Genomic DNA, 12561 nt, shown 5'->3' on the forward strand with positions numbered 1-12561 from the left:
GGTCATGCCCCGGCCTTCGCCGAACCGTCCCGTCGCGCCACCGGCGGGCCGTCCTCCCATCGTCCCGCACGCCCGCCCGCGCGCCACCAGGGCTCGTTGACGACACGTCACTCCGATGGACCCTCCGCGATGCGGCATCTCATATCTGAGATAGCCTGCGGTTATGCCAGACGACTACCTCGTACGCATCGGCAAGCTCATCCGTGACGCCCGGCAGCACCGGGGCTGGACACAGACGCAGCTGGCCGAGGCACTCAACACCAGCCAGAGCGCCGTCAACCGCATCGAGCGCGGCAATCAAAACATCAGCCTTGAGATGATCGCTCGAATCGGTGAAGCACTCGACAGCGAAATCGTCTCTCTGGGCTACGCGGGTCCGATGCACCTGCGCGTGGTCGGCGGCCGCCGCCTGTCCGGCTCGATCGACGTGAAGACCAGCAAGAACGCCTGCGTCGCGCTGCTCTGCGCCTCCCTCCTCAACAAGGGCCGTACGACGCTCCGCCGCGTCGCCCGGATCGAGGAGGTGTACCGCCTTCTGGAGGTACTGAACTCCATCGGCGTACGCACCCGCTGGATCAACGACGGCGTGGACCTGGAGATCGTGCCGCCGGCCGCCCTCGACATGGACGCCATCGACGCCGACGCCGCCCGTCGCACGCGCTCGATCATCATGTTCCTCGGCCCGCTGCTGCACCGCCTCGACCGCTTCCGGCTCCCGTACGCGGGCGGCTGCGACCTCGGCACCCGCACGATCGAGCCGCACATGATCGCGCTGCGCCGGTTCGGCCTGGACATCACCGCGACCGAGGGGCTCTACCACGCGCGGGTCGAGTCGGGCGTCTCCCCCGGCCGGCCGATCGTGCTGACCGAGCGCGGCGACACCGTGACCGAGAACGCGCTGCTCGCCGCCGCCCGCCACGACGGCGTCACCGTCATCCGCAACGCCTCGTCGAACTACATGGTCCAGGACCTGTGCTTCTTCCTGGAGGCGCTCGGCGTACGCGTCGAGGGCATCGGCACGACCACCCTCACCGTGCACGGCGTCCCGCACATCGACGTCGACGTGGACTACTCGCCGTCCGAGGACCCGGTCGAGGCCATGAGCCTGCTGGCCGCCGCCGTGGTCACCGAGTCCGAGCTGACCGTCAAGCGCGTGCCGATCGAGTTCCTGGAGATCGAGCTCGCGGTCCTGGAGGAGATGGGCCTCGACCACGACCGCACCGCCGAGTACTTCGCGGACAACGGCCGTACGCGCCTCATCGACCTGACCGTCCGGCCCTCCAAGCTGGAGGCGCCGATCGACAAGATCCACCCGATGCCGTTCCCCGGCCTCAACATCGACAACGTCCCGTTCTTCGCGGCCATCGCGGCGGCTGCGCAGGGCAAGACCCTCATCCACGACTGGGTCTACGACAACCGCGCGATCTACCTCACCGACCTGAACCGGCTCGGCGGGCGCCTCCAGCTGCTCGACCCGCACCGCGTCCTCGTCGAGGGCCCCACCCGCTGGCGCGCGGCCGAGATGATGTGCCCGCCCGCGCTGCGCCCGGCCGTGGTCGTGCTCCTCGCGATGATGGCGGCCGAGGGCACGTCCGTCCTGCGCAATGTGTACGTGATCAACCGCGGTTACGAGGAGCTGGCCGAGCGCCTCAACTCCGTGGGCGCACAGATCGAGACGTTCCGGGATATTTAGCCCATAGCCCCGCGTATTCGGGGCTGCGGATGTGGCGTCGGCCATCTGGTGACATCGTTTCTAGCGGAGGGCGGCCGTCCGGCCGCCCCACCACTCTCGGGAGGAACGCACGATGTCCGAGCTGATGAAGGCCGTCCAGTACCGCGCGGTGGGTGCCGCTCCCGAAGTCGTGCAGGTACCCGTGCCCGTCCCCGGCCCCGGCCAGCTGCTGCTGAAGGTGACGGCCGCGGGTGTCTGCCACTCCGACATCGCGGTGATGAGCTGGCCGGCCGAGGCGCTGACCTTCCCGCTGCCGCTGATCCTCGGCCACGAGGGCGTCGGCACCGTCGCCGCCGTGGGTGACGGCGTCGTCGCCTTCGAGGTCGGCGACGCCGTCGCCGTGTACGGGCCGTGGGGCTGCGGCTCCTGCGCCAAGTGCGCGGAGGGCAAGGAGAACTACTGCCTGCGCGCCAAGGAGCTCGGCATCAACCCGCCCGGACTCGGCTCGCCCGGCGCCATGGCCGAGTACATGATCGTCGACGACGCCCGGCATCTCGTGCCGCTCGGCGACCTCGACCCGGTGCAGGCCGTGCCGCTGACCGACGCGGGACTGACTCCGTACCACGCGATCAAGCGGTCCCTGCCCAAGCTGGTGCCGGGGTCGACGGCCGTCGTGATCGGTACGGGCGGGCTCGGGCACGTCGCGATCCAGATCCTGCGCGCCCTGTCCCCCGCCCGCGTCATCGCCCTCGACGTGAGCGAGGAGAAGCTGGCGCTCGCCCGCGAGGTGGGCGCCCATGAGGCGATCCTGTCCAACGCCGAATCCGTGGACGCGGTACGGAAGTTGACCGGCGGCAAGGGTGCCGAGGCCGTCTTCGACTTCGTCGGAGCCGGGCCCACGGCGGCCACCGCGGGCGGCTGTGTGGCGATCGAGGGCGATGTCACGATCGTCGGTCTCGGCGGCGGCAGCCTCCCGGTCGGCTTCGGCACGACGGCGTACGAGGCGTCGGTGACGTCGCCGTACTGGGGCAGCCGGGGCGAGCTGCTCGAGGTGCTCGACCTGGCGCGGGCCGGGGTCATCTCCGTGCACACCGAGACGTACAAGATCGACGAGGCGCCGACGGCGTACGAGCGGCTGCACTCGGGGGCGGTGCGGGGGCGGGCCGTGATTCTGCCGCAGGAGTGACGGCTGGGGTATGACCGGCTGAGGGTGGCGGACCCTTGCTTACGGCAGGACCGCCACCCCGTCCAGTTCGATCATCGCCTGTTCGTCCCAGAGGCGGGTCGTGCCGATCACCGCCATCGCCGGGTAGTCGCGGCCCGCCAACTCCCGCCAGATACGGCCGAGTTCGCGGGCGTGAGCGCGGTATGCGGCGACGTCGGTGGCGTAGACGGTGACGCGGGCGAGGGCGCTGGGGGTGCCGCCGGCGTGACGCAGGGCGGTGAGCAGGTTCGTCAGGGCGCGCTCGAACTGCTCGGGGAGCGTGTCGCCGGTGACCTTGCCGTCGGCGTCGAGGGCGGTCTGGCCGGCGAGGAAGACGAGGCGGCCGCCGGTGGCGGTGACGGCGTGCGAGAAGCCGGTGGGCGGGGAGAGTTCGGGCGGGTTGATGCGTTCCAACGGCTCCGGGTTGCTGCTGCTCACGCGTACAACTCCTTGGCGATGATGGCGCGTTGGACCTCGCTGGCGCCCTCGTAGATGCGGGGTGCGCGGACCTCTCGGTAGAGGTGTTCGAGGAGGTGGCCGCGTTGCAGGGCGCGGGCGCCGTGCAGCTGGACGGCCGTGTCGACGACGTGCTGGGCGGTCTCGGTGGCCAGGAGTTTCGCCATCGCGGCGCGCTGCGGGACGTCCGGTGCTCCCGCGTCGTACGCCGACGCCGCCGCGTAGACCATGAGGCGGGCGGCTTCGGTCCGCAGGGCGAGGTCGGCTACCTGGTGGGCGACGGTCTGGAGGTCCTTCAACTTGCCGCCGAACGCGTCGCGTTGGGCGGTGTGCGTGATGGTCGCGTCGAGCGCGGCCTGTGCCATGCCGACGGCGAAGGCGCCGACGCTGGGGCGGAACAGGTTCAGGGTGGTCATCGCGACGCGGAAGCCGCGGTCCGGCTCGCCGAGCAGGTCGTCCGCCGTGACCGGTACGGCGTCGAAGGCGAGGCTGCCGATGGGGTGCGGGGACAGCATGTCCAGGGGGCGCCCCGTGAGTCCGGGCCGGTCGGCGGGGACGAGGAAGGCGGTGACACCCCGGGCGCCCGCGTCCTGATCGGTGCGGGCGAAGACGGTGTAGAAGTCGGCCTCCGGCGCGTTCGAGATCCAGGTCTTCTCGCCGGTCAGGCGCCAGGCCCCGGCGCCGTCGGGCTCGGCGCGCAGGGCGAGGGCGGCCGCATCGGAACCCGCGCCCGGCTCACTCAGGGCGAACGCGGCGACGGCGCTGCCCTCGCTCACACGCGGGAGCCAGCGGGCGCGCTGCGCTTCGGTGCCGTGGGCGTGTACGGGGTGGGCGCCCAGCCCCTGGAGGGCGAGCGCGGTCTCGGCCTCGGTGCAGACGCGGGCGAGGGACTCGCGCATCAGGCAGAGGTCGAGGGCGCCGGATCGGAAGAGCCGCTCCAGGAGCCCGAGCCTGCCGAGTTCCGCGACGAGCGCCCTGTTCACCTTCCCCGGTTCGCCCTTCTCCGCGAGGGGCGCGAGCCGCTCGGCCGCGAGCGTGCGCAGCTCCGCACACCAGGCGGTCTGGGCGGAGTCGAGTGAAAATGCTGAAGGAGCTGACGAAACAGACGGAACTTCGGTGGATCCGGTCATCTGGCGGCGCCTCCCGGTTCGCCGGCGGCTCGGGCCGACCCCGTCACGGTATCGCGGACCGTTGACTGTCGTCACCATCACGATACGCTCGTTGCGCGAGCACGAAGCCAACTCGATGCGCGAGCCACCACGACGCCCACGCGGCACCACGCCTACCCGGCACGACGCCCAAGGGGCACCACGCCCAAGCGGCACCACGCCCACGCGATGCGCGAGCCCACCACACCTAGGGGGCGCACGGCCATGACAGACGCTCCGCCACAGCACCCGTCGGCCCACGTCGACACCTTCGCGCGCGACCATCTCCCGCCGCGCGAACTCTGGCCCGACCTCGTCTTCGACCTCCCCGAGCTGCGGTACCCCGAGCGGCTCAACTGCGGGGCCGAACTCCTCGACCGCACCGTGGAACGTTTCGGCCCCGAGCGTCCCGTGTTCCGTACGGGTGACGGGGAGGTGTGGACGTACGGGGAGCTGCGGCGTCGCGTCGACCGGATCGCGCATCTGCTCAGCGGCGAGCTCGGGGTGCGGCCGGGGAACCGGGTGCTGCTGCGCGGGCCCACCACGCCCTGGCTCGCGGCCTGTTGGCTCGCGGTGATGAAGGCGGGCGCCGTCGCCGTCACCGTACTCGCGCAGTCGCGGGCACAGGAGCTGGCGACGGTCTGCGACATCGCGCGGGTCACGCACGCGCTGTGCGACGCCCGGTCCGTGGACGACCTGGTCAAGGCCGAGGTGCCGGGGCTGCGCGTCACGACGTTCGGCGGGGAGGGCCCGGACGACCTGCTGCGGCTGGGCGGGGAGCTGCCGGAGACGTACGACGCCGTGGCGACCGCCTCCGACGACGTCGCCCTCATCGCGTTCACGTCGGGCACGACCGGGCGGCCCAAGGGGTGTATGCACTTCCACCGGGACGTCCTCGCCATCGCTGACACGTTCTCGCGCCATGTGCTGCGGCCGACTCCGGACGACGTGTTCGCGGGGAGCCCGCCGCTCGGCTTCACGTTCGGCCTTGGCGGGCTCGTCGTGTTCCCGCTGCGGGCCGGCGCCTCGGCGCTGCTCCTCGAACAGGCGCACCCCAAGCAGCTCCTGTCCGCCATCGCCGAGCACCGGGTGTCCGTCCTGTTCACCGCGCCGACCGCCTACCGCGCGCTCCTCGACGGCCTGGACACGTACGACCTGTCGTCACTGCGGCGCTGCGTGTCGGCCGGCGAGAACCTGCCCGCCGCGACCTGGCACGCCTGGCACGAGGCGACGGGCATCCGCATCATCAACGGCATCGGCGCCACGGAACTCCTGCACATCTTCATCTCGGCCGCCGACGACGCGATCCGCCCCGGGACGACCGGCACACCCGTGCCGGGGTGGCACGCGCGCGTGGTGGACGACTCTGGGGACGAAGTGCCTGACGGGGAACCGGGGTTGCTCGCCGTGCGCGGCCCGGTCGGCTGCCGCTATCTCGCCGACGACCGGCAGACGGCGTACGTGCGCGGCGGCTGGAACATCACCGGGGACACGTACGTCCGTGAGCCCGACGGCTACTTCCGTTACGTCGCCCGCGCCGACGACATGATCATTTCTGCGGGGTACAACATCGCGGGCCCCGAGGTCGAGGACGCGCTCCTTCGGCACCCGGACATCACCGAGACCGCGGTGGTCGGGCGGCCCGACGAGGAGCGCGGGCAGATCGCGGTCGCGTACGTCGTGCTGCACGAGGGCGCCGTACGCGACGCGGACGCCCTGCGCGCGTTCGTGATGGCCGAGCTGGCGCCGTACAAGTGCCCGCGCGAGATCGTCTTCCTCGACGCGCTGCCGCGCACGGCGACCGGAAAGCTGCAGCGGTTCCGGCTGCGCGCGACCGGCGATCTAGAGTGATCACGTGTCCGAGCTGCACACTCCCCGGTCCCTGATAGTCACCCTCTACGGCGCGTACGGGCGCGGCTTTCCCGGCCCTGTGCCGGTCGCCGAGCTGATCCGCCTCCTCGGCGCGGTCGGCGTCGACGCGCCCGCCGTGCGCTCCTGCGTGTCCCGGCTCAAGCGGCGCGGGCTGCTCCTGCCGGAACGCACGGGTACGGGCGCCGCCGGGTACGCCCTGTCGTCCGCGGCGCGACAGCTCCTGGACGACGGCGACCGGCGCGTCTACGGGGCGCCGGCCGGCGAGGGGGACGGCTGGGTGCTCGCAGTGTTCTCCGTGCCGGAGTCCGAGCGCGCCAAGCGGCACGTGCTGCGCTCACGCCTGTCCGGCCTCGGCTTCGGCTCGGCGGCCCCCGGCGTGTGGATCGCCCCGGCGGCCCTCCACGAGGAGACCCGCCACACCCTGGAACGCCTGGGCCTCTCCCCCTACGTCGACCTGTTCCGCGGCGAGCACCTTGGGTTCGCGGCGACGGCGGACGCGGTGGCGCGCTGGTGGGACCTGGACCGCCTGGCCGCGCTGCACGAGGCGTTCCTCGCCGAACACGAGCCGGTACTGGCGGCGTGGCGGGGGCGCACGCCGGGTGACACCTCGCCGGAGGCGGCGTACCGGGACTATCTGCTCGCGCTCGACTCTTGGCGTCATCTGCCTTACGCGGACCCGGGGTTGCCGGCGGGGCTGCTGCCGGACGGGTGGCCGGGGCGGCGGTCAGCGGAGGTTTTCCGGGCGCTGCATGAGCGGCTGCGGGAGGAGGGGGCGGGGTTTGTGGCGGGGGCGGTGGGGTCGGTGGCGTGACGGGGTTCCGCTGTGTGAGGCGGGGCTCGGTGGCGTGAGGAGGGGCTCGGCCGCGTAGGCGGGGCCTGGCGCGTGAGGCAGGGCTCAACCGTGCGAGCCGGGGCTCGGCGGTGTGGGCTCCGGCTTGGGTGTCGCTCAACACCCCAGCGTTCCTCGGCAGGGGCTCGGCCTTCCCCGCCGCACGCCGGACAGCGTGAGCGCCGACAAAGCGTCGGCACTGTCACAGCTGCCGCGCTCCTCATCTGGCTTCGTTCCTGACGGGGGCGCCTCGTGGGTCGAGCCATCACCAGTGACAACTCGGAGTACGCAGCCAGGATTCCCGGTCAAGCTGTGACATTCCCCCGACGCTCCGCGCCTTCCCGCCGCACCTGTCACCTGCGCATACTCCAGGACCGCCGCGCCTGAACTATCGAAGGGCGATGGCCGAAGAGATGGAGCTGATGGAATAGATGACGTCCCAAACGGTCTCTGCAGCAGCCGCCGGCACATGGATGCTCGGTGACCTCAAGGTCAACCGGATCGGTTTCGGCGCCATGCGCCTTACCGGCAGCGCCGCATTCCACCAGGGCACTCCCAGAGGCCGCAGCCAGGCGCTCGGCGCACTGCGGCGCGCGGTCGAGCTCGGCGTCAACCACATCGACACCGCAGCGTTCTACTTCTCCCGGCTGCGCTCCGCCAATGAGTTGATCAACTCGGCGCTGGCGCCCTATCCGGACGACCTCGTCATCGCCACCAAGGTCGGCCCGGCCAGGGATGCCAGCGGCGAGTGGGCCACCTCGGCGCGGCCCGACCAACTGCGCGGCCAGGTCGAGGAAAATCTGCGCCAACTCGGCCGCGACCACCTCGACCTGGTCAACCTGCGCCTCATGGGCCAGGACTCCATCAGCGAGCATTTCGGAGCTCTCGCTGAACTACGCGACGCCGGGCTCGTCCGCAACCTCGGCATCTCCGTCGCCCGCCCAGAACACCTGGCCCAGGCCCAAGAGATCGCACCGGTGGTCTGCGTCCAGAACCGCTACGGCATCGACGCATCCGGCGGAAAGGACATGCTCCGGGCATGCGCAGAGAACGGCATCGCCTTCGTGCCCTTCTTCTCCATCGCCGGTCAGGGACGCGAGTCCGGAGCCGTCCGGGCCGAGCACGACGAGGTCCAAGCTGTGGCCCGCGTGCACGGCGTCTCAACTGCGCAGGTCCGCCTGGCATGGATTCTGCAGCAAGGTGCCCACGTGCTGGCCATCCCTGGGACAGGCAACCCGGAGCACCTCGTCGACAACGTGGCAGCGGGCGCGCTCCGACTCACGGCGGACGAACTCCAGCTCCTCGATTCAATCGGCCGCCTCGGATCCTGATACCGGGCACGTCACTCGTGATTGAGCAAGCTCCAGCCACACGTGATCGGGGAGACATGCCCATGGGCTCAGCCGCGTGAGCCCCGGCCTCGGGGTCACTCAACTCCCCAGCGTAAGCCTCGGCTTCGGGGCGTCGAGGCGGCCCGTTTGTGGGCGGCGGCTGCCTGCCTGGTATGGCTGGGGCCAGGTCGCGCCGGGACCGGAGTAGCCCTGTTCCGCTGCCGCGTGCAGGGTCCAGTGGGGGTCGTAGAGGTGGGGGCGGGCCAGGGCGCACAGGTCGGTGCGGCCGGCCAGGATCAGGGAGTTGACGTCGTCCCACGAGGAGATCGCGCCGACCGAGATGACCGGCACGCCCGTCTCGTTGCGGATCCGGTCCGCGAACGGGACCTGGTAGGAGCGCCCGTAGGCAGGCTTCTCGTCGGCGACGACCTGCCCCGTCGACACGTCGATCGCGTCGGCCCCATGCGCGGCGAACGCGCGGGCGATCTCCACGGCGTCGGCCGCGTCCGTGCCGCCGTCCGCCCAGTCCGTGGCGGAGATCCGGACCGTCATGGGCCGCTCCTCCGGCCACACCGCGCGTACGGCGTCGAACACTTCGAGCGGGAAGCGCAGCCGGTTCGCGAGCGAGCCGCCGTACGCGTCCGTGCGGCGGTTGGTGAGCGGGGAGAGGAAGCCGGACAGGAGGTAGCCGTGGGCACAGTGGAGTTCGAGGAGGTCGAAACCGGCGTCGGCGGCGCGGCGGGCGGCGTCCACGAACTCCTCGCGGATATCGGCGAGTTCAGCCTCGGTCAGCTCGTGCGGGGTCTGGCTGTCCGGGCGGTACGGGAGGGGGGACGCGGCGACCAGCGGCCAGTTCCCCGTAGGCAGTGGTTCGTCTATGCCTTCCCACATGAGCTTCGTGGAGCCCTTGCGGCCCGAGTGGCCGAGCTGCACGCCGATCGCCGTGCCGGGTGCCTGCGTGTGCGCGAAGTCGGCGATGCGGCGCCAGGCCTCGGCCTGTTCGGTCGTGTAGAGCCCGGCGCAGCCCGGGGTGATGCGGCCCTCGGGGCTGACGCACACCATTTCCGTCATGACGAGCCCGGCACCGCCGAGCGCGCGAGCGCCCAGGTGGACGAGGTGGAAGTCGCCGGGGACGCCGTCCTTCGACGAGTACATGTCCATGGGCGAGACGACGACCCGGTTGCGCAGGGTCAGTTCGCGCAGGCGCAGGGGCGTGAACATGGGGGGTGTGCCGTGCGGGCAGCCGAAGTCGCGTTCGACGGCCTCGGTGAAGTGGGGGTCGCGCAGGCGGAGGTTGTCGTGGGTGACGCGGCGGCTGCGGGTGAGCAGGTTGAACGCGAACTGGCGGCCGGGCTGGTCGAGATAGAGGCCGAGGTTCTCGAACCACTCCAGGCTGGCGCGGGCCGCGCGCTGCGTGGACGCGACGACGGGCCGCCGCTCTTCCTCGTACGCGGCGAGGGCCTCGGCCGTCGTGGGCTGTTCCTGGAGGCAGGCGGCGAGGGCGAGGGCGTCCTCGACGGCGAGTTTGGTGCCGGAGCCGATGGAGAAGTGCGCGGTGTGGGCGGCGTCGCCGACGAGGACGAGGTTCCCGTGGGACCACGTCTCGTTCACGACCGTGCGGAAGGCGGTCCATGCGGAGTTGTTGGACCGCAGGCCCCGGCCGCCCAGCGCCTCGGTGAAGATCTTGGCGCAGCGCTCGATGGACTCGCGGATGTCGAGGTCGGCGAATCCGGCCGCCCGCCAGACCTCCTCGCGCATCTCGACGATGACGGTGCTGTCGCCCGCCGTATAGGGGTAGCCGTGGAGCTGCATCACGCCGTGTTCCGTCTCGGCGGTCTCGAAGCGGAACGCGTCGAAGGCGAAGTCGGCGGCGAGCCAGATGTAGCGGCAGCGGTGTTCCTCGATACGCGGCCGGAACACGTCGGCGTAGGCGCCACGGGTCGCGCTGTGCACGCCGTCCGCGGCGACGACCAGGTCGTAGTCACGCGCGAGTTCACCGACCGGCGGCGCCTCCGTACGGAAGCGGAGGTGGACGCCGAGTGCGCGGCAGCGCTCGTGGAGGATTTCGAGGAGCCGGCGACGGCCGAGCGCGGCGAAGCCGTGGCCGCCCGAGGTGTGCCGGGTGCCGCGATGTACGACGTCGATGTCGTCCCAGCGGACGAACTCGGCCTGGAGCGCGGCGTGGACGACGGGGTCGGCGTGCTCGATGCCGCCGAGCGTCTCGTCGGAGAGGACGACGCCGAAGCCGAAGGTGTCGTCGGGGGCGTTGCGCTCCCAGACCGTGACGTCGCGTTCCGGGTCGAGCCGCTTGAGGAGGGCGGCGGCGTAGAGGCCGCCGGGTCCGCCGCCGATGACCGCAACGCGCAGGGGCCGCATGGTCACCGCCCCCGCCACTTGGGCGCGCGTTTCTCCGTGAACGCCGCGTGGAACTCGGCGTAGTCCTCGCCGTTCATCAGGAGGGCCTGGGTCGAGGCGTCGAGTTCGACGGAGGCGGCCAGCGGCATGTCGAGTTCGCTGGTGAGCAGGGCCTTGGTCTGGGCGTGCGCGAGGGCCGGGCCGTCGGCGAGGCGGCGGGCCAGGGCCTGGGCGGCCTCGTCGGCGCGGCCCTCGTCGGTCAGCTCGCTGATCAGGCCGATGCGCTCGGCCTCGGGGGCGCGCACGGGGTCGCCCAGCATCAGGAGCCGGGTCGCGTGGCCGAGGCCGACGACGCGGGGCAGCAAATAGGCGGCGCCCATGTCGCCGCCGGACAGGCCGACACGGGTGAAGAGGAACGCGAAGCGGGCGCTGGGGTCGGCGACGCGGAAGTCGGCGGCGAGGGCCAGGACGGCACCGGCCCCGGCCGCGACCCCGTGCACGGCGGCGATCACCGGGAAGGGGCACTCGCGTACGGCCCGGACGACCTGGCCGGTCATCCGGTTGAAGTCGAGGAGCTGGGCGGTGTCCATGGCGAGGGTGGCGCCGATGATCTCGTCGACGTCCCCGCCGGAGCAGAAACCGCGGCCCTCGCCGGCGAGGACGAGGGCGCGTACGGAACGCTCGCGGGAGAGCTGGGCGAGGAGGTCGCGCAGGTCGGCGTAGGCGCCGAAGGTGAGCGCGTTGAGTTTGTCGGGGCGGGCCAGGGTGACGGTCGCGACACCATCTTTGACGGCGTACCTCAGGTGCCGCCAGTCGTCGGTGCGCGGTGCGGAGCCGGTGAAGGGACTCATGACGTGCGGCCTCCTCGGGCGGGGGCGGCGGACCGTGCGGCGTCCCGGCGCGCGGCACGTCGCTCCATGAAGTTATCACCGGTTCGTGACTTCCGTCACGAGTACGCGATATGGCGGCCGGTCGAAGGCTTACGATTCCGACGGCTTACCATTCGTATGGTTCCTGTGGTTGAAACCAGGACAGCCCCCCACTGTCCGCACCAGTCCGCCCCTGTCGCCCTCTGTCAGGACACCTCCGCCTGAACGGACCCGCCGTGCCCATATCGCCTGTCCCCACCTCCTGGCGTATCGCGCTGCCGCACACCGCGGCCGCGGTGCCGGCCGCGCGTGCGCTGATACGTAAGGCCCTGGCGGAGCTGGAATCTCCCGCCGCCGACAGCTACACGGCGGAGCTGCTCACGGCGGAGCTGGTCGCGAACGCGATCGAGCACGCGACGGGGCCCATCGAGCTGGTGGTGGAGCTGCTGCCGTCGGGCTGCCAGGTGGAGGTGCACGACGGCGACCCGGAACCGCCGGGCGATCTGACACGTCCGGGCCCGGCCGAGGTGCCGGACCCGTTGCAGGAGCACGGGCGGGGGCTGCTGCTGATCCGTACGCTCTCCGCGTCCTGCGGGCACCGGCCGACCGAGTCGGGCAAGGCGGTGTGGTTCACGCTGCCGAGTGTGCCGCGGCAGCGGGCTGGTTCGGAGTAGCGGGCCTGGGGGCGCCGGCATTGGGCGGGGCGCTCTCGCTGCGGCCTCAGGGAATGGGCCCAGGCCCTCGCCCCGGCCCACCGAAACGGACCCCGGGAGCAGGCTCAAGCTCTCGCCCCGGCCCACGGGAAAGGGCCCGGGCTCTCGTCCA

Annotated in this window: 10 protein-coding genes; 6 read left to right on the forward strand and 4 right to left on the reverse strand. The window is 71.7% G+C overall.

Going from position 1 to position 12561, the window contains the following annotated elements:
- Positions 1-163: 163 nt before the first annotated feature.
- Positions 164-1693 carry a UDP-N-acetylglucosamine 1-carboxyvinyltransferase gene (locus ABZ893_RS05400; RefSeq protein WP_361397084.1) on the forward strand — a complete coding sequence of 510 codons (1530 nt, stop codon included), beginning with the start codon at positions 164-166 and terminating at the stop codon, positions 1691-1693.
- A gap of 124 nt (positions 1694-1817) precedes the next feature.
- Positions 1818-2858 (forward strand): NAD(P)-dependent alcohol dehydrogenase, encoded by a 1041-nt coding sequence (locus ABZ893_RS05405; RefSeq protein ID WP_361397721.1) that lies wholly within the window; start codon positions 1818-1820, stop codon positions 2856-2858.
- Positions 2859-2897: 39 nt separating this feature from the next.
- Here the strand turns inward: ABZ893_RS05405 and ABZ893_RS05410 are convergent, their stop codons facing one another.
- Positions 2898-3314, reverse strand: a complete 417-nt coding sequence (locus ABZ893_RS05410; RefSeq protein ID WP_361397087.1) for a RidA family protein — start codon at positions 3312-3314, stop codon at positions 2898-2900.
- Positions 3311-4462, reverse strand: coding sequence for an acyl-CoA dehydrogenase family protein (locus tag ABZ893_RS05415; protein WP_361397090.1), 1152 nt, complete (start codon positions 4460-4462; stop codon positions 3311-3313). The genes ABZ893_RS05410 and ABZ893_RS05415 overlap by 4 nt, the downstream gene beginning before the upstream one ends.
- A gap of 243 nt (positions 4463-4705) precedes the next feature.
- Here ABZ893_RS05415 and ABZ893_RS05420 point away from each other — a divergent pair, with 243 nt between their 5' ends.
- The 3 genes from ABZ893_RS05420 (at position 4706) to ABZ893_RS05430 (ending at position 8512) form a co-directional block, all read left to right on the forward strand.
- On the forward strand, positions 4706-6331 hold the full coding sequence (locus ABZ893_RS05420; protein ID WP_361397093.1) for an AMP-binding protein: 1626 nt from the start codon (positions 4706-4708) through the stop codon (positions 6329-6331).
- 4 nt (positions 6332-6335) lie between these two features.
- The gene (locus ABZ893_RS05425; protein ID WP_361397095.1) at positions 6336-7163 is read left to right on the forward strand and encodes a PaaX family transcriptional regulator C-terminal domain-containing protein; all 828 of its coding nucleotides are present in this window, start codon (positions 6336-6338) and stop codon (positions 7161-7163) included.
- A gap of 449 nt (positions 7164-7612) precedes the next feature.
- Positions 7613-8512, forward strand: a complete 900-nt coding sequence (locus ABZ893_RS05430) for an aldo/keto reductase (protein ID WP_361397097.1) — start codon at positions 7613-7615, stop codon at positions 8510-8512.
- A gap of 99 nt (positions 8513-8611) precedes the next feature.
- On the opposite strand, the gene ABZ893_RS05435 is transcribed toward ABZ893_RS05430, so the two are convergent.
- Both ABZ893_RS05435 and ABZ893_RS05440 read right to left on the reverse strand, forming a co-directional pair.
- Positions 8612-10888 (reverse strand): bifunctional salicylyl-CoA 5-hydroxylase/oxidoreductase, encoded by a 2277-nt coding sequence (locus ABZ893_RS05435; RefSeq protein ID WP_361397723.1) that lies wholly within the window; start codon positions 10886-10888, stop codon positions 8612-8614.
- A gap of 2 nt (positions 10889-10890) precedes the next feature.
- Positions 10891-11718, reverse strand: coding sequence for an enoyl-CoA hydratase family protein (locus ABZ893_RS05440; protein ID WP_361397100.1), 828 nt, complete (start codon positions 11716-11718; stop codon positions 10891-10893).
- 239 nt (positions 11719-11957) lie between these two features.
- Here ABZ893_RS05440 and ABZ893_RS05445 point away from each other — a divergent pair, with 239 nt between their 5' ends.
- Positions 11958-12410 carry an ATP-binding protein gene (locus ABZ893_RS05445; protein WP_361397726.1) on the forward strand — a complete coding sequence of 151 codons (453 nt, stop codon included), beginning with the start codon at positions 11958-11960 and terminating at the stop codon, positions 12408-12410.
- Positions 12411-12561: the final 151 nt, after the last annotated feature.

It is taken from the genome of Streptomyces sp. NPDC046821 (assembly GCF_040645335.1).
Taxonomy (GTDB): Bacteria; Actinomycetota; Actinomycetes; order Streptomycetales; family Streptomycetaceae; genus Streptomyces.

Coding starts and splice junctions, on each gene's coding strand:
- ABZ893_RS05400 (WP_361397084.1), top strand. CDS start 164: ATGCCAGACGACTACCTCGTACGCATCGGCAAGCTCATCCGTGACGCC.
- ABZ893_RS05405 (WP_361397721.1), top strand. CDS start 1,818: ATGAAGGCCGTCCAGTACCGCGCGGTGGGTGCCGCTCCCGAAGTCGTG.
- ABZ893_RS05415 (WP_361397090.1), bottom strand. CDS start 4,462: ATGACCGGATCCACCGAAGTTCCGTCTGTTTCGTCAGCTCCTTCAGCA.
- ABZ893_RS05420 (WP_361397093.1), top strand. CDS start 4,706: ATGACAGACGCTCCGCCACAGCACCCGTCGGCCCACGTCGACACCTTC.
- ABZ893_RS05430 (WP_361397097.1), top strand. CDS start 7,613: ATGACGTCCCAAACGGTCTCTGCAGCAGCCGCCGGCACATGGATGCTC.
- ABZ893_RS05435 (WP_361397723.1), bottom strand. CDS start 10,888: ATGCGGCCCCTGCGCGTTGCGGTCATCGGCGGCGGACCCGGCGGCCTC.
- ABZ893_RS05440 (WP_361397100.1), bottom strand. CDS start 11,718: ATGAGTCCCTTCACCGGCTCCGCACCGCGCACCGACGACTGGCGGCAC.